Raw genomic sequence first — 17,142 nt, forward strand, 5'->3', positions numbered from 1 at the left:
TAACTACTGACTAATTTTTTCCCTTGTATGTGGAGATAAATCATCTGATTGCAAAACATTAATTCTCGCTGATTTGATTTTGTTAATTGAGTCAAGTAAATCACTTAGCTCAACAGAAAGCTTGCCTTTTCTTGCTACTCTCATTGCAGCATCAATAACCGCATTTTGATATCTCTTCCACAAACATCTTCAACTTGAGCCAGTTTTTCAAGAGAAATATCTTCCGCTAGTGGCATTTTTGCGGGAAGATGCCTTTTACAAATTTCTCTTCTAGATGCAAAATCTGGCATTAGAAAATGTACATGACGCACCCTTGTTTCAAACGCTTTATCGTAGTTTTCAACTAGGTTCGTAGAAAAAATTACAACTCCACGAAATTGTTCCAGACAAATTAATAATTGACTACGCATTGAGTTGATAGCTTGCTCTGAACCTTGCGTTAAATTGTCTTAATTGGTATATTATGGTTCTTCAGTACTTGTTATGCCAAATTAATAAATAAAATACCAACTTAGTAAGCATCTGACTCTGAAATTTTCAAAGTTTCTAAATTCATATCCAGAACGCTTAATCAGTTTAAGCTTGTTATTAATTCCTTCAACATGCCACTAGTTGTCCTATTGTCAAAGTAAGCAATAATTTCATCAAAGCAACGAATAATAGTGTTGTTGCTATTGGGAAAATATTTTTTAGCTCTCGATAACTACATACATAGTTTAAACACTCCCGTATACCAATCATTTGTATTATTAAAAATTTTTCTAATCTTTTCTTTTAGTTGATGCATTATTTTTAAACGTTTATAGGTGTTTTATTAGGGATGCGATCAACAAGAGCGATCGCCTTGTCCAAATGCTAGTGGCAAAGAGGCCAGAAGTCGATAGAGGTCAGAAAAATGCGATCGCAATTAGGATTTGGGATTCTAATTTATCGGATAGGCAATTCAATCACAAACTCTGTACCCTCACCTTGTGTTGAATGGCAACTTAGCTTCCCGCGGTGATTGTTTACTACAATTTGGTAAGCAATAGATAAACCTAGTCCTGTTCCTTTACCGATGACTTTTGTAGTGTAGAAAGCATCGAATATCTTTGTTCGGTTTGCTTCGCTGATTCCTGAGCCATTGTCTGCAATTTTGAGAATAACTCGCTCTCCAATTACTTCAGTTTTAATCCAAATCATACCAATATGTCTAAAATTTTCATCAAAATATTGATGCTTTTGTATTTCTTCAATTGCATCTATTGCATTACCAATCAAATTCATAAAAACCTGATTTAGTTCGCCTGGATAGCACTCAATAAGCGGCAATTCTCCATATTCTTTATTTAGTTGGATTGCCGGACGATGAGCATTTGCTTTGAGTCGATGTCCAAGAATGAGTAGCGTAGTTTCTAACCCCTCATGCAGGTTAGCTAGTTTTTTACCTGCTTCTCCGTGTCGAGAGAATTTGTTCAATGATGACACAATTTCTGTAACGCGATCTGTACCCAGTTGCATGGATTGAATAACTTTGGAAAAATCATTTAACAAATAGCTGATATCTTTTGTTTTAATAGCATTTTGAATTTCAAGAGGTGGATCGGGTAGATATTTTTGATATAGTTCAAGTAAATTAACAACCTCTTGGAAATATTGTTCAATAAAATTCAAATTACCAGCAATAAAATTGATAGGATTATTTACTTCATGGGCAATTCCTGCTGTCATTTGACCCAAGGTTGCTACCTTTTCTGCTTGAACCAGTTGGGTTTGAGCCTGTTGTAATTCGGCGTTTTTGTCCATCAAGGTTTTCGTCAAATTTCTCAGCTTAAGTTGATGCTCTACTCGTACCAAAACCTCTTCATACTGAAAAGGTTTAGTAATATAATCTACGGCTCCCAATCGCAATCCTTTAATCTTATCAGCAGTATCTGAAAGAGCAGTCATAAAAATGATTGGAATATCCTGGACACGAGGATTGCTATCACTTTTGAGGTATTTACAAGTTTCAAACCCATCGATACCCGGCATCATCACATCAAGCAAGATTAAATCAGGTAAATTATCATTTTCTAATCTCTGAATTGCTTTTTCACCACTGCGAGCTGCCCAAACTTCAAAGCTAGACTGATCCAAAAAGCTCGATAAAACTTGTAAGTTGGCAGGGTTATCGTCAACGACTAAAATAATTCCTCTAGCAGGATCGCGATTTAGGGAATTTTTTTGATCGCCTATCATTGCTGTCATGCTGTTTCTACCCCATATTGAGTCATGTTGTTTCTGTGGAAGACGCCAAAGGCGAACACTCCGAATTCAAAATTCACACATTACAATTCCCATAAATAAATTTAGGGAAATTAATCCTTTTCGTTTTCGATCAAAAACTTGAGGATTAAATCTTCGTCAAACTGCCTTGCTAGTTGCCGCAATTGGTTGGCAAAGGGAGTAAATTTTGTGTCTGCTTCCTCTAGTTTATCTGCCCATTTTAGAATGTCATTGAAGTTACCTTTACTCGCTAAATTCATCAGTTCCCGCAATACATCAAGGGAAGGTGGAGTCAATTTATCTGATGAGCTATCAAGTGTTGTAGCGGAAGAGTTGATTTTTTGTTCTTCAGATTGAGACTGCTGGTAAATCCATACCAAATTTAAGTGGCACTCTAATTGATGCAGTAATTCATCTGCCTGTATAGGTTTACTCAAAAAGGTGTCACCTCCCGCTTGCAGACTGCGATGTTGATCGGCTTCAAAGACACTAGCGGAAGAGACGATAATCTTGACATCCTGGATATCTGGGTTATGACGCAGGTGTTTAATCAATTCAAACCCATCCATTTCTGGCATCAGCAAATCTGTAATCACCAGGTCGGGTTTGATCGCGATCGCTTTTTCTAAACCTTCTTTACCGTTACTGGCTTCAACCACTTTGAAACCCAATGGTTGCAATAAGTTTGTAATTACTGTGCGATTCTCCCAGCGATCGTCCACCATCAGAATGGTGCGGGGACTATCTTCAAACCCAATGATTTGTCCCTTGGATGCAGTCATCGCAGACTGTACCCATTCGCTGGCTTGGGCGATCGCAATTTCAAACCAGAAAGTACTACCCTGACCAATTTCACTTTTAACCTGGATATCGCTACCCATCATCTGCACCAACTGCCGAGTAATAGCTAAACCTAGCCCTGTCCCTTCTATCTGATGCTTTTTCTCACCTACTTGTTCAAATGGCAAAAAAATGTTATTTAGTTGGGTTGGAGTTATGCCAATTCCTGTGTCTTTTACACTAAAGTGAATGCAATATTTCTCTGTCTGTCCATCAGCAGGAAGTCGCTCGATTATCTCAACCTTGAAGCTAACCTTACCCTCATCGGTAAACTTAATGGCATTTCCCAGCAGATTCAAGAGAATCTGACGTAACCTTTTGACATCGACATGAACCCCTGTGGGTAAGTTGCTTGCGGGTTCATAGACAAACAAAATGCCTTTTTGTTCTGCCCGAATCTGACAAATTTCTACAATACCCTGTAAAAAAGACGGAAAATGAACATCTTGAGGATGCAGTTCCAGTTTTCGCGCTTCAATTTTGGAAAGATCCAAAATGTCATTAATTAAAGTCAGTAGATGAGAGCCACACTGTTCAATAATGTTTACATGATATTGCTCTGGCTCTGGCAAAGCTTTAGAACGCAGCAAAATTTGAGCGCAACCTAAAATACCATTCAAAGGCGTTCGCAGTTCATGGCTCATGTTGGCTAAAAATTCGCTCTTAGCACGGTTTGCGGTATCAGCCGTTGCTTTGGATTTTTTCAGTTGAGCTTGTTCAAACGCTTGCACCTGCCATAAGACAGTGATCATCGTCAATGTCAATCCGCCCACAATTAGAGCGATCAGATCGAGGAATTGTAGCCGAGATTCAATGTTTTGGCGCGGAATTACCAAAGCTAAAGACCAATTAGCTTCTTGTAACGGCACATAAGCAACATACTTTTTAGTGCCGTCAATTTCCATCAACTGAATTCCCTGTTGTTTTTTTACCATCTGCCGCACGATCGCATTTAAATTGCGATCTGGAATTTTCAGCAGGCTGGGTGCAGGTTTTTCTTCCGTTGACATTAACATTGAGTTGGGATGGACGATCGCTTCTCCTTGGGAATTGAGGGCGAACGCATAGCTATTCTTGCCGTAGTGCAGCGAGTTTACCACCTCAGCAATATGATCGACCTTAACATTGCCTTGGAAGACGCCAATCGGTGAACGACTGGTAGGAGAGTTTGACCAGATTGGGGTGGCGATCGCAATTAATGGAATGCCTGTGGAACGGCTGATAAAGGGATCGGAAATGTTGCTTTTTCCGGCTAGTGCTTTTTGAAAGTAGTCTCGATCCTTAATATTCTTATTTGATCGACCAACCTTAGTATTAAAATACGAACCATCCGGCGTAACTATTTGGAAAAAGAAAAATTCATCTATCCTTTCAACTTCTAACTTTAAATAGGGTTCCGCCACAGACCAGTCTAAGGAGCGTACAGTTGAAGTATGAGCAAGGGTTTGCACCTCTACTTTGCGGACATGCAGCCACTCCTCAATTTCATCAACCCCTCTCTGTACCTCTAAAAAAGCCTTTACTCTCAAGTCTTCTAGCGTTATTTTCCGAGCAGCCTGATAGCTAAAATAAGCAGAAATACTCACAATAAGAGTAGTGCCGCCGAGAATAAATCGAATCAGTAAATTGCGTGAGGAATGCATTTTAGTATCAGACGCCTTTTATCAAAGTTTTCACCCTCTAAACAATGGGTTTAGTAAGCAAAAAAGGGCTATATTTAGATTGCCCAAAAAATTATTGATAATCGCAGTCTTAATATTTACCTATAGTAAAATAATCAATATATTTATATAGGAATTAGATTTTATTTTTTATTAATAAAGACTACGAAATCATACGTAGAAGAAAACCTATCTAAAATGCTTGGCAAACACTGCAAATATGTTTTTGCCCATTTATCTGTGGTGAGGATTTCTGTGGTGTTGTCACCTTGCTAAAATGCCAGTGTTAAAGAAACAGCAATTAGTAACAGACCAAATGCCGATCGCTCAGTGTAAACACAAAACCACTGTAATTACAATGTGGACGCACTGCAACGATCGCAATTGTGCCAAATTCAAAATTTAAAATCTAGGATTGGAATACATCCTGACTGTCGAATCTATGCAAATTAAATGTAGAGTAGGTTATTAAATGGCACTAACAAGGTACAGTATATACCCATAACATCGGCACGAATTTATTAATATTTGTCTCTTGATTAATGACCTCTAACTTCTAACCATTAACTAATGACTCAAGTAGATATCCTCATCTTATCAAATGGCCCTGGTGAAGTAACAACCTGGGTGCGTCCGGTAGTAAAATCGTTGCGGCAAGAATTAGGGGATGACCGTTCTTTAGCAAGGATTTCTGTGGTGTTGTCGCCTTGCTCAAATGCTAGTGGTAAAGAAGCAGCGATCGCTCTTTCTTACCCAGAAGTAGATAGAGTTCAGGGAGCAGAACATTTTTGGCAATTTTTGCTTTGGGGCAAAACATTTGAAAATTGGGATTGGAGAAGTCGCGGTGTAGTCGTTTTTTTGGGCGGCGATCAAATTTTTCCAGTGATTATAGGCAAAAAGCTCGGATATCGCACAGTTGTTTACGCAGAATGGGAAGCCAGATGGCATAACTGGATCGATCGCTTTGGAATCATGAAACCTGAAGTTGCAACCCGTGTCCTCCAGAAATATGCTCAGAAATTCACTGTTGTCGGTGATTTAATGGTTGAAGCACAAGAACAAGTCAGCACTTCTTACTCCCTGCTCCCAACTCCCGACTCCGCAATCATTGGTTTACTCCCTGGTTCAAAAGCAGCAAAATTAGCCCAAGGAGTACCATTATGTTTAGCTATTGCCGAATACGTTCATGCAAAAATACCGCAAACCAGATTTGTAATTCCTGTAGCCCCAACTTTGGATTTACCAACTTTAGCTAGTTTTGCCAATCCCCAAAAGAACTCTATTGCTGAAATCTTTGGCTTTGGTGGTGCTTCCTTAATTATCCCAGAGGATGCTAAAGGCAAGGCATTGCTCAAAACTGCAACGGGCTTAATTGTGGAACTGTGGCAAGAAAACCCTGCATATAAATTATTATCCCAGTGCTATATCTGCTTGACTACGGTGGGGGCAAACACTGCCGAACTTGGTGCTTTAGGAGTGCCAATGATTGTTTTACTACCAACCCAGCAACTTGATGCCATGCGTTCTTGGGACGGTTTACCTGGATTGTTGGCAAATTTGCCAGTAGTCGGTACACCCTTTGCTAAGGTAATTAATTGGTCATTTCTGAGATTTGTGAGACGCAAAGGTTTATTAGCATGGCCAAATATCTGGGCACAGGAAGAGATAGTCCCAGAACTTATGGGTAAACTTCAACCGCAAGAAGTTGGGGAAATGGTTTTAGACTTTTTGGCGAATCCAGAAAAATTGGATGATATGCGCGCTAAACTCCGTAAGATTCGCGGTGAAAGCGGTGCAGCCCAGAAGATAGCAAAGATTGTTGCTGAGGAAATTGGAAAGTAGGGAAAGATAAGGGAGTAATGGGAGCAACATCTCCCTCATTTTTACTCTGGCTTAATCTGAAGATTCTCCATCCCTGCGCCCAAGTTCATAGATGCCAGCACCCATACAGGCTAATATACCTGTACTAATTCCCCAACTTTCGCCTAAACTAATTTCCAGACCCCAGTTACATAAAGTGCCGACTACCAAAAAAGGCACAATGCTAAACAGTGAGGCGTAGAAAGCATTTTGGGATTCTCTGGCTTTACGAGTCTTTTCAAATTCTGACTGGCTGGTGTAAAGCGATCGCTCGGCAAAGTTAAACCAGCGATTGAGTTGCTCAATTACCCATTCATTGACTGGGGAAAAACCTAGATATAGCGCCAATGACCACAAACTTGCTCCAGCGATCGCGATCGTGTCTAACTCAAAACGGAAAGGTAAAATTTCAGTCAGCATTGCTTAGGTGAGTCCTGCAAAGGGTTAACTTTAGCTGTCAGTAGATGCTAAATAAACCTCTTGTGCAATTTTAATCATAAAAGCTAACAAGATTTCAACTACTTAACAACTTCCCGCTTTTTAGCTTGAAGCAAACCTAATTTACGGATTGCTGGGTAAATTATCGGGGTCGATACCAAGAAAACGTAATTGCTGTGCAAACTTTTCTGCTTTTTCTTCTGCCGTTAAATACCGATTTCCTTGTTCGTCATACCAAGATAGAAATTCTTGACCAATTCCACCAATAACACCTTGATGTCGTCCAATTCCTAAACCAACCTCTGGCATCCAATGGGGTTCGCCAATTTGTAATTGATAATTTTTATCTACCAATTTGTAAATTTCAAATGGTTGGTGTCGATCGCGTTGCCAATATTCGGGGTTGTAAATAATGTAGTAAAGTACGCCAAGTTTCCGATAAATTTCTAACTTTTCGTCGTATTCACTTCCTGGGGAATGGGATACCATCTCCAATATTAGTATCGGTACTACCTCATTTTCTTCCCAGACAGCGTAACTTCTACGCGATTTACCACCTTTTTTGCGATCGACTCCCAAACTCAGAAACCCATCTGGTACTATGGGGACTCTAGCATTAGCCCCTGTCGTGTGGTAGATTGCCATGTCTACGCCGAAAAACCAATCGGTGCGCGTTGCCCAAATCGAGGTTAATAAGAACAGTAGAATGTTGGGCAGAAAATTTTGATCCTCATTATCCACAGGTATATCGTCCGAGCAGGCTAGTTCGTCAGTGCTTGGAAGCCCAACAACTTTAAGGTTTTCTGACAGCATGACTATTACCAGGGTGGCTTCGGTTTCTTTGATTATAGGTAAATTCAACTTGCCAAGGCTGTAGGGAAGGAACGCATTCTAATAGCGTTCTCCACCCCAGCTAAAAACAACTTGCAGGCAACTCTTTTGCTTATGCAGTATGTCAGTTGTGTTTTTCGCTGTGATGTATGCCAGGAACCGGACTTGAACCGGTGACACGAGGATTTTCAGTCCTGTCTCAACTCTGCTGAGAATCCATGCTGTATAAGGATTTTACGTTATCCCGTCATTTATACCCTTACAACGGATGCAAGTCCACTGCGATAATGGGACTGTAGACACGTAAAGAAGGCATTCATGAGAGAAATCACGCCAAGGAATAACAAAGGGTCGATAATCATTCGGTTCACATACTCCGGTAAGGAATATTGCTTCAGTCCTATACCGGGTAGCAAGTATTCAGATCCGCTAGCACTTGCAAAAGCGGAAGAGATCGCTAACCGTATTCGTCAAGACTGCATAACCGGGTATTTCGATAGCACCTTGACAAAGTACAAGCCTAATGCAATGCAAGGCAGAACAAAAGAAGCCGCTATACAGGACGCTGAAGAAGCAAAGGCGATCGTCGCTGCAAGACTGTCAGTGAATGCAGTTGACTTGCTGCAACTGTTTGAGGATTTCACTCAGTTCAAGTCTAAAACTCTAGCGTCAAACAGCATGATTGATTACAACCGTATTCAAAACAAGCTGAGAAAATGCCCTCACAAACTGGTAAGGGAAGCCGTATATGTGATGCAGTGGCTAGTTTCTGACCACAACGGTACATCTACAAGCAGCCTTGAGAAGCAATGGAAACTGATAAATGCTTGCTGTAAATGGGGCGTGTCAACGGGAAAGCTTCAATCAAATCCGTTTGACGGTTTAAGTAATCTCATACCATCCACTAAAAACACACAATCTCAAGACGAAATTAAGCCATTTACCAATAGTGAACGGAAGCGTGTAATACAAGCGTTCTATGCAAGCGATCGCTACAGTTACTACGCTCCCTTGGTTGAGTTCCTGTTTAGTACTGGTTGTCGCCCAGAGGAAGCCTTGGCGCTTCAGTGGAAACACATCAAGGAAGGTAAGATAACTTTCTGCCAAAGACTGACAGCAAGTGGTGTTATTGAGCAGGGTACAAAGACGCAAAAGAGACGATCTATTACTGTCAACAGTCGTATACTCTCTGTTCTCAACGAAATAAAAATCACGGATGCACTACAGAACGACTATCTATTTACCGCAAAAAAAGGAGGTTTTATCGACTGGCATAACTTCTCTAATCGTGCATGGAAAACAGTACTTAAAAGCTTCGATGATATCGAATACAGGAACCCTTACCAGATGAGGCACACTGCAATAACAGAGATGATAAAAAGTGGCAATGATAGCGTAGTCGTTGCTAGGTGGGTAGGCAATTCACCGAACATGATCTCTAAGAAATACTTGGGTGACGTTAGCGATATTGTGATGCCAGACAATTAATGACTGACGACGCTACCCTATTTTTACAACGACGTTTTAGATCGTCGTTTTTTACGTCGTTTATTAACGTCGTGTCATTCACAAAAGTACATACCATTGATAAACAAGAGGGTCAAAAGCCCTCTTTTTGGTATCAATTCATCTGTAAGACAAACGTAGCACATAATGTATACACAGCAAGCGTTTCAAAATGTCTGCAATGGCGAAATGAGCAACGGTAGATATCATCTATACAGTGATTTGAATGCCACTTATGATCGATGGTATGGGTGTAAATTTATGAACGACGTTTTCATACGACGTTTTAAACGACGTTCTAAAACGACGTTGACAAAAAAGATGTATCTTACTTGCCGATAAAATCCTATACAGGCATTATTTACATCAGATGAAATAGGGTAATTATCGCTGTGGGGACGGTAATAGACATCACGAACGGGATATAAGGAGTGATCAACGACGTTTTTGTATGACGTTTTTAATGACGTTGATCAACGACGTTATCCCATGAGAGTGTTGTCTATTACCTTGGCATTTCTTCCCACAGCGCCGAAATCGCTGTAATGCCTGACATACAACGACTGCACTATGTCAGCACTCTCAATTGAAATTAGGGTGTAAGGAATTGACATAGTTTTGAGCGAGAAAAAGCATCACCCTCGAATGACGCCATTATTGACGCTGGATATTCGTCGGTATACGATTGTGGTATCCAATACAAAGTACACGACTGCTAGCAGCGCTAGAGACGGTGATAATGACGTATCGGATGATGTAAAAGCCCGTTTGAGGGTGATAACCAAATAACAGAAAAACGCGCTACAACGCTCATACGGTACACCGTTGAGGGCGATAACCAAGACACTTCAAAACACACGACACAACATCATGGTGATGAAACGGATTACACGATTCCCTGAGAATGGCGTATGGCGATTTGACCTGTCTGGTAAAGACATCAACTGCGGTCAGCATGAATCTCTAGCGTTCTGTCTGGAAATGGGGGCATTGCACTCAGACTCCGAAGCACCTCTAGAAGCCATAAAAGACTGTATGGAAGAAGTGCGTCAATACTGCCTTAATTTGGGGAGCTTTACAATGCTGGACAGGGATGGCACTGTACTTTGGAATATCCGCTACGTCGGCAAATAGAACGCTTTATGGCACAAGATGAGCAAACTGTCAAACCACGCGGTAACGCAAAACTAACCGAACGTAACGTGATACTCATCAAGCGATTATTGAGGATGGGTAGACTCTCACACGAGACGATAGCGGAAATATTTCACGTTCATAAACTCACGATTAAGGACATAGCGGACGTGCGTACATGGAAGCATTTAACGGCTGACAGTCCTATGACGATTAAACCACGGCGATATCCCTGACCTGATACGAACATTACACGTATCAGCTTTTTGTCTCACCGATAGAACCATACATATTTCTGTCAACGACGTTTACCAACGACGTTTTTAACGTCAATAAAAACGACGTACTAAAACGACGTTGTATTTTCAACGGGTATAACAGCTTCCGATTACTATCGCGTGTCGCAGTATCCACGGTCATCGATAAAACGGGTATCCACTTTGTATGCTGTGTTGAACATACAACGAAGTACCCATGAGCCACATCCTACCAATTCCCGGTTTTGAGTCCAGCCACAGCATTAGCAACGATGGTACTGTTTACCGTAACGTCAACGGCGTCCTAAAACCTTTACAAGGTTCAATCTCATATCACGGCTATCGTAAGGTTCATTTACGTCATGGCGTTATCGGTAAGATCGAAGCGGTTCACCGTCTTGTAGCGGCGGCGTTCATCGGTGAGTGTAAAAACGGCGATTTCGTGACACACGTCAATGGCGATAAGCTGGATAATCGTGTAGAGAACTTAAAATACGTTTCACGTAAGGAATCCAACAAAAGCACGTTACGCCGTGGTGAGAAAAATCACTTTGCAAAGCTCACGGATAAAACGGTTAGGGCGATAAAAAGGCGGATACGTGACGGTGGGCAGTCCAATGAGCAAGTAGCAGCCGATTACAGCGTATCTGAGCGTACTATCAGGGACATTGCATCGGGTAGAACATGGAAGCACCTTGCATAACATCACTCGTTTGACAGCGCTAGTACATCCACACTACCAATACATCACCAATGACCTCTAGAATCGTCTCTAGGGGTTTTGTTTTGCAGTGGGCTTGCATCGGCATATAAGACTTGTCATATAACCTCTCATGACGACGCCTACGGTTAACCGTCGCTCAACTCGGAAAGGTATAACTTTCCAGAGTGTGGTTGCACGTCGGACAAACGATCGCAGTTTATCCAAAAATTCAGTACTACTGTGTGACAAATCTTGTATTGCTTTTTACTCAACAACCACTTACCATAGGATTGAGGGTGGGCGGGGAAATCGACAAAAAAACACGTCACAAGTGCATACCGTTGGCAAAGCAAAACACACACTTATTGCACGGTGCTACTCGTGACGCTTCCTGCCTGCCTTCCGTCGTTGTGGAATTTCAATTGCTTTCCAGTAAGTTTTCTGTCAGGGTAGGGATTCTGAAAGTCCTTACCCTTTTTTTTGTCTTGCTGTCAATGGTACAGATAGCGTCTGTTACCGTGATTAATGATACAGACGATGATTCTACGTTGGATGCAAGTTCACTGCGAGTGGAAGCAGGATGCAAGTTGTGTTTTTCGCTGTGATGTATGCCAGGAACCGGACTTGAACCGGTGACACGAGGATTTTCAGTCCTCTGCTCTACCAACTGAGCTATCCCGGCTGGGGCTTTTGTGAGCCACGATTAATCAATGTAGCAAAGATAAAAGAATATAGCAAGTCTTTGGAGAAAAATAGTTATGCAGCTTTCAAACTGAACTTAAACCAGACGAAAATGGCTACAAATAGGAGAAACTGGACAAGAACAATACTTGGCCCAGAAGCAAGGTTGAAAATACCTGAGACCATGATCCCAGCAATGCTGCTGATGGAACCAACAATCACCGACATGACTAGAAAGCGGCTGAAGTGGTGACTCATCAGTTTGGCGGTGGAGGCGGGAATGACCAAAAAGGCGTTCACTAGTAAAACACCGACAGCTTTAATCGCCACAGCAACGGCGAGTGAAAGCAAGATCACAAAAGCGTAGCGGTACAATTGGACGGGAACGCCTTGAACTTGGGCGACATCGGGGTTAAGGGTCAATAAAATTTGCTGTCGCAGAGTTGATAGTAAAAATATGCTACCTCCCACAAGGACAAGCAGCGTCAAAATCAAATCTGTAGTGTCGATCGCTAAAATATCCCCGAACAGTACAGCCATCAAGTTGCCACGATATCCTTTAATTTGGCTCGTGAGAATTAAACCGATCGCTAATGCCCCAGATAGCACTATGCTAAGTACGCTATCGCTAGCTAAGTCGGTTTTGTCAATGAAGTAGAGGACAATAACACCAAAAACTAAGGTAAAAGGTAACAGCATCCAAGTAGGATTTATTTGTAGCAGCACACCTAACGCTACACCTACTAGTGCTGCATGACCAACCGCGTGGCTGAAAAATGACAACTGGCGCAAGGTGACAAAACTACCCAACATCCCGCCAAGTATGCCCATCAAGGCAGCACCGACGATCGCACGCTGTATTGAGGCAAGTTGTAACAACTCTAGCAAGTCATTACTACTAGCGATCGCAAGCCAAGTTATCTGGTAATCATTGAAAAAATTCATATTTATGGAAATTTAATGTTGATGCTGGTAGCGGCTGAAACCTGGGCCATAGGTTGCTAACAGGTTTTGCGGTGAAAGGGCAATTTCTGGCTTACCAGTACAAACAATGCTTTGGTTCAGGCAAAGCACGCGATCGCAATGCCGATTTACCATATCAATATCGTGAGAAACTTGTAATACTGTCCAACCTTCCTCTCGCTTTAATTCATTTAACAGAGCGTAAAAATCTGCTGCACCTTGCACATCAACACCAGCAAAGGCTTCATCTAGTACCAAGAGTTTCCGAGGCATTACCAAACAATAAGCCAATAAAACCCGCTTTAGTTGACCGCCACTAAGAGTACCAATAGCTTGATGCTGTAAATGATAAGCATCAGTTCGCCGTAAAGCTTCTGTTACTGCTGCTGATTTTTCCCGATCTTGTCTCCACAACTGGGAAAAAAATGAATTCTTTCTTTTCCCTTCCTTAGTCCATCCCAGTCCAACTAATTCGCTGACAGAAATGGGAAAGCTACGGTCAAAAATGAAGTTTTGCGGCATATAGCCCAACGTGTGGCGTAAATGCCCCAATCTGGCAATTGGACGACCCAAGATTTCAATCGTCCCAGCACTTCGAGGTATCAAATCTAAAACCGCTTTTGCCAGGGTACTTTTACCAGCACCATTGGGGCCAACAATGGCTGTATCTGTTCCTGGTAACAATTCAAAGGAAACATCTCGAACAGCTAGATAGCTGCCTTGATAAACAGTTAATCCTTCTACTTTCAAAATAGGAATGTCATTAGTCATTGGTCATTAGTCATTGGTCACTTGTACTGAGCGAAGCCGAAGTATTGGTCATTGGTCATTGGTTATTGGCAAAGGACAACTGACAAATGACAAATCTATTTACACGATGTTTCTAAAGTTTGCAAACTAGCTTTCATTGCCTTGAAATAATGCTGTGGGTCTGTTTCGCCAGTTTCTAGAGAATCCAGAGTATGCAAATTTAATTTCAAGTCTTTAGAGAGGCTGTTCAGCAGTTTATTATCTACTCCTGGTTCGCTAAATAAAGCTTTAACTTTGTATTTTTTCACAGCGTTGACGGCATTTTGGACATCTGTTGGTGAAAGTTGATCTTCGGGAATTTGCACCACAGCAACTTGCTTGAGGTTATAGCGTTTAGCTAAATATGGAAATGCATCATGAAAGGTAATAAAGGTGCAAGTGGGATTTTTCTGCAAAGTCTGCTGAAATTCACTGTTTAAACTTTCTAATTCTTTAATATAAGCTGTAGCATTTGCTTCGTAAGTAGCTTTGTTCGCCGGGTCGGCAACAATTAACCCATCTCGAATATTTGTTACCTGCTGTTTTGCTAAAACTGGATCTAACCAAACGTGCGGATTACCCTGACTATGTTCGTGGCCTTTTTCATCTGGCGTCGTTTTGACAACAGGTGAAATTTCATTTAAGGGTTTAATACCAATACTTGCATCAATTTCAGTTAATTTGGGATTTTGGGCATTTTTGACGGTACCTTCCAGAAATTCCTCTAAGCCTAAACCATTTTTTACTAACACCTTAGCAGTAGCGATCGCTTTGACATTTCCTGGTGTGGCTTGGTATTCATGTACCTCCGTACCAGGTGGCACTAGAATTTCTACATCTGCCACATCCCCAGCTACTGCCTTAGTAAACAAATATATCGGCAAAAATGTCGCTACTACTTTAGTTTTTCCCGACTGCGCCTGTGGGATAGAAGCAGCTTCTTGTGCTTGCGGCGACTGTTCGGAAGCTGTTCCCTGATTTGGATTCGATTGGCTACACCCATTAGCCATCGACAACATTAGCAGAGCAATTATAGGCAAGATGCCGCTTCTTTGCCTGCCTTTTCTAATTTCTCTACAATTCACAATCACGATATTTATCCTCAAAACGGATGCTTGTTCTACCTCTGTCATCATCGCTATTGACAATGGGAAGTATTCTAAATTTTATACTATAATAATTCTCATTCTCATTTTAAGTACATAATATCATTCTGGGTTTACTGTGTAATGAGTAACAACAAAACTTTTTCAGACGGTACAGCCCTCTGCAATTTAGTTTTCCCTGAATAATTAGGATTTCTTGACTTTTTTTGTTAAAAAGGTTGCTTACTTCTGATAAGATTGCTGACAAATATTCTCATAAAATGCACGTTAAAAAAACGTGGTTTGGGTGTGAATTGGAGATCGGTGTGAGGAGAGAAATGCAAAAATTCTGGAAATATCTGCTAGTTAGTCCAGCAGTCTGCGGTGTCATGCTATTTGTTAATACTGCTACATTTGCAGGTGAGACATCGGGTAAATCTGAAATCAATCAACCGCAAGTTTTAGCTAATCCAGACACAAAAGATCAGAAAATGGGACAAGTTACCTCCGTGTCTCAATTTTCTGATGTACAACCCACTGACTGGGCATTTCAAGCATTGCAATCCTTGGTTGAGCGGTATGGCTGTATTGCAGGATACCCAAATAGCACTTATCGCGGTAATCGGGCATTAACGCGATATGAGTTTGCTGCTGGTTTGAATGCTTGTCTCGATCGCGTTAACGAACTTATTGCTACAGCCACTGGCGATTTAGTTAGTAAACAAGATTTAGCCACATTACAAAAGCTGCAAGAAGATTTTTCCGCAGAACTGGCGACACTCCGAGGTCGTGTGGATGCAGTAGAAGTACGCAGTGCTGAATTGGAGGCGAATCAGTTCTCAACGACAACTAAACTGCAAGGACAAGTTGTCGCAGTTGTCAGCGATGTGTTGTCAGGAAATACAGTCAACGGTGCAGAAATTACAGACGAGAATACAACTTTAGGGGTACGGGCACGCATAGAATTAGTGACCAGCTTCACAGGGAAAGATACCCTATTTACCAGAATCCAGGCTAATAATATTCTCAGCCCTAACATTGGTACACCAGAAGGGAACTTATTTTTTACTGGCGAGGATGGTACTACTGATGCCACGATAGATGCATTGTTCTATAGATTTCCCTTGGGTGAAAAAACAGAGGTTGTCGCGATCGCTAATGCAGGTGCAGCAGACGACCTTACCAGTACTGTCAATCTCTTTGATGGTGATGGCGCTTTTGGTGCTTTGTCTACCTTTGGTACACGTAACCCAATTTATAACCAAATAAATGGTGCAGGGTTGGGAGTAACATACGAGTTCAGCGAAAAATTGGCACTGAGTTTAGGGTATTTGAGTGGTACAGCTAATAACCCTACACTCAATAATGGTTTGTTCAATGGTTCTTATGGTGCGTTGGCACAACTGACAGTTAAACCAAGCGATCGCATTTCTATCGGTTTAACTTACATCAATTCCTACAACCAACCACTACTCACAGGTAGCAATGCCGCCACTTTCCAGGATATAGCAGCTATCCAGGGTTTACCAGAAGATCAAGTCGGATTTTCCAGTAATTCTTACGGCGTTCAAGCATCCATTGGCATCACTGATAATATCGTCTTGGGTGGTTGGGCTGGATACACCAACAGCCAAAGCTTGAGAGGAACCCGTGGAGACGTTGATATTTGGAACTATGCTGTCACCTTGGGCTTCCCTGACCTCGGTAAAAAAGGTAACTTGGCAGGTATCATCGCTGGTATGGAGCCAAAAGTTACAAGCTCTGACATCGCTGGTTTGGATAGCGATCCCGATACATCCTATCATCTTGAGGCGTTTTACCAGTATAAGCTGAGTGACAATATCACCATTACTCCTGGAGTCATCTGGTTAACATCTCCAGATCACAACGACACTAATGATGATGTTGTTATTGGTGCATTGAGAACCACATTCAGTTTCTAATTTTTTTAAATCTTAAAAGAAGACGCAAAGGATAAATTTGCGTCTTTTCTTTTGTGTGCAGTTTTAAAAATAAAACTCAGCATTCTTAGTGGGCTTGATATCTTAAAACAACGTGAGTTCGACGGATAGAAAACGGCGAAAAGCTTGCTAGATATGAAAAATGAGAAACTAGACAGGTGTTGCGATCGCTAAAATTGATTGAGA

At 41.4% G+C, this 17,142-nt stretch carries 16 protein-coding genes, 2 tRNA genes and 2 pseudogenes; 7 read left to right on the top strand and 13 right to left on the bottom strand.

Annotation, left to right across the window (positions count from 1 at the left end; genetic code table 11):
• Positions 1-140: 140 nt before the first annotated feature.
• The 5 genes and pseudogenes from V7K53_RS05365 to V7K53_RS05380 form a co-directional block, all read right to left on the bottom strand.
• Positions 141-410, bottom strand: a complete 270-nt coding sequence (locus tag V7K53_RS05365; RefSeq protein ID WP_335196587.1) for a hypothetical protein — start codon at positions 408-410, stop codon at positions 141-143.
• Between the two features lie 81 nt (positions 411-491).
• Positions 492-787 (bottom strand): annotated as a pseudogene (locus V7K53_RS05370) (transposase); the annotation flags it as partial.
• A gap of 140 nt (positions 788-927) precedes the next feature.
• Positions 928-1,785 carry a sensor histidine kinase gene (locus V7K53_RS05375; protein WP_442940470.1) on the bottom strand — a complete coding sequence of 286 codons (858 nt, stop codon included), beginning with the start codon at positions 1,783-1,785 and terminating at the stop codon, positions 928-930.
• 24 nt (positions 1,786-1,809) lie between these two features.
• Positions 1,810-2,229: pseudogene (locus V7K53_RS33995) on the bottom strand (response regulator); the annotation flags it as partial.
• Positions 2,230-2,339: 110 nt separating this feature from the next.
• Complete coding sequence (locus V7K53_RS05380) at positions 2,340-4,730, bottom strand: ATP-binding protein (RefSeq protein WP_335196589.1); 2,391 nt, start codon at positions 4,728-4,730, stop codon at positions 2,340-2,342.
• Positions 4,731-5,025: 295 nt separating this feature from the next.
• Between V7K53_RS05380 and V7K53_RS05385 the strand changes: the two genes are divergently transcribed.
• Both V7K53_RS05385 and V7K53_RS05390 read left to right on the top strand, forming a co-directional pair.
• The gene (locus V7K53_RS05385) at positions 5,026-5,154 is read left to right on the top strand and encodes a hypothetical protein (RefSeq protein WP_335196590.1); all 129 of its coding nucleotides are present in this window, start codon (positions 5,026-5,028) and stop codon (positions 5,152-5,154) included.
• Positions 5,155-5,318: 164 nt separating this feature from the next.
• Positions 5,319-6,590 (top strand): lipid-A-disaccharide synthase, encoded by a 1,272-nt coding sequence (locus tag V7K53_RS05390; RefSeq protein ID WP_335196591.1) that lies wholly within the window; start codon positions 5,319-5,321, stop codon positions 6,588-6,590.
• Between the two features lie 51 nt (positions 6,591-6,641).
• Here the strand turns inward: V7K53_RS05390 and V7K53_RS05395 are convergent, their stop codons facing one another.
• From V7K53_RS05395 to V7K53_RS05405, 3 genes are all read right to left on the bottom strand, one after another.
• Positions 6,642-7,028, bottom strand: coding sequence for a hypothetical protein (locus V7K53_RS05395; protein WP_335196592.1), 387 nt, complete (start codon positions 7,026-7,028; stop codon positions 6,642-6,644).
• Positions 7,029-7,169: 141 nt separating this feature from the next.
• A complete protein-coding gene (locus V7K53_RS05400) occupies positions 7,170-7,859 on the bottom strand; it encodes a Uma2 family endonuclease (protein WP_335196602.1) in 690 nt (229 codons plus the stop codon).
• 168 nt (positions 7,860-8,027) lie between these two features.
• Positions 8,028-8,099: transfer RNA gene (locus tag V7K53_RS05405), tRNA-Phe, on the bottom strand.
• 306 nt (positions 8,100-8,405) lie between these two features.
• Here V7K53_RS05405 and V7K53_RS05410 point away from each other — a divergent pair.
• Complete coding sequence (locus tag V7K53_RS05410) at positions 8,406-9,365, top strand: site-specific integrase (protein ID WP_335196593.1); 960 nt, start codon at positions 8,406-8,408, stop codon at positions 9,363-9,365.
• Positions 9,366-9,865: 500 nt separating this feature from the next.
• Here the strand turns inward: V7K53_RS05410 and V7K53_RS05415 are convergent, their stop codons facing one another.
• Positions 9,866-9,997 (bottom strand): hypothetical protein, encoded by a 132-nt coding sequence (locus V7K53_RS05415; protein ID WP_335196594.1) that lies wholly within the window; start codon positions 9,995-9,997, stop codon positions 9,866-9,868.
• 262 nt (positions 9,998-10,259) lie between these two features.
• Here V7K53_RS05415 and V7K53_RS05420 point away from each other — a divergent pair, with 262 nt between their 5' ends.
• The 3 genes from V7K53_RS05420 (at position 10,260) to V7K53_RS05430 (ending at position 11,477) form a co-directional block, all read left to right on the top strand.
• The gene (locus V7K53_RS05420; RefSeq protein WP_335196595.1) at positions 10,260-10,517 is read left to right on the top strand and encodes a hypothetical protein; all 258 of its coding nucleotides are present in this window, start codon (positions 10,260-10,262) and stop codon (positions 10,515-10,517) included.
• A complete protein-coding gene (locus tag V7K53_RS05425; RefSeq protein ID WP_335196596.1) occupies positions 10,490-10,753 on the top strand; it encodes a hypothetical protein in 264 nt (87 codons plus the stop codon). The genes V7K53_RS05420 and V7K53_RS05425 overlap by 28 nt, the downstream gene beginning before the upstream one ends.
• 238 nt (positions 10,754-10,991) lie before the next feature.
• Positions 10,992-11,477, top strand: coding sequence for an HNH endonuclease (locus V7K53_RS05430; protein ID WP_335196597.1), 486 nt, complete (start codon positions 10,992-10,994; stop codon positions 11,475-11,477).
• 609 nt (positions 11,478-12,086) lie between these two features.
• Here the strand turns inward: V7K53_RS05430 and V7K53_RS05435 are convergent.
• From V7K53_RS05435 to V7K53_RS05450, 4 genes are all read right to left on the bottom strand, one after another.
• A tRNA-Phe gene (locus V7K53_RS05435) sits at positions 12,087-12,159 on the bottom strand.
• Positions 12,160-12,233: 74 nt separating this feature from the next.
• Positions 12,234-13,103, bottom strand: a complete 870-nt coding sequence (locus V7K53_RS05440; RefSeq protein WP_335196598.1) for a metal ABC transporter permease — start codon at positions 13,101-13,103, stop codon at positions 12,234-12,236.
• A 12-nt stretch (positions 13,104-13,115) separates the two neighbouring features.
• Positions 13,116-13,892, bottom strand: a complete 777-nt coding sequence (locus V7K53_RS05445; RefSeq protein WP_335196599.1) for a metal ABC transporter ATP-binding protein — start codon at positions 13,890-13,892, stop codon at positions 13,116-13,118.
• A gap of 95 nt (positions 13,893-13,987) precedes the next feature.
• A complete protein-coding gene (locus V7K53_RS05450) occupies positions 13,988-14,929 on the bottom strand; it encodes a metal ABC transporter substrate-binding protein (RefSeq protein WP_442940471.1) in 942 nt (313 codons plus the stop codon).
• A 404-nt stretch (positions 14,930-15,333) separates the two neighbouring features.
• Here V7K53_RS05450 and V7K53_RS05455 point away from each other — a divergent pair, with 404 nt between their 5' ends.
• Entirely contained in the window at positions 15,334-16,938 is a 1,605-nt protein-coding gene (locus V7K53_RS05455) for an iron uptake porin (RefSeq protein WP_335196600.1), read from the top strand.
• Positions 16,939-17,142 lie beyond the last annotated feature (204 nt).

Origin of the sequence: Nostoc sp., from assembly GCF_036917355.1 — a bacterium.
GTDB lineage: Bacteria > Cyanobacteriota > Cyanobacteriia > Cyanobacteriales > Nostocaceae > Nostoc.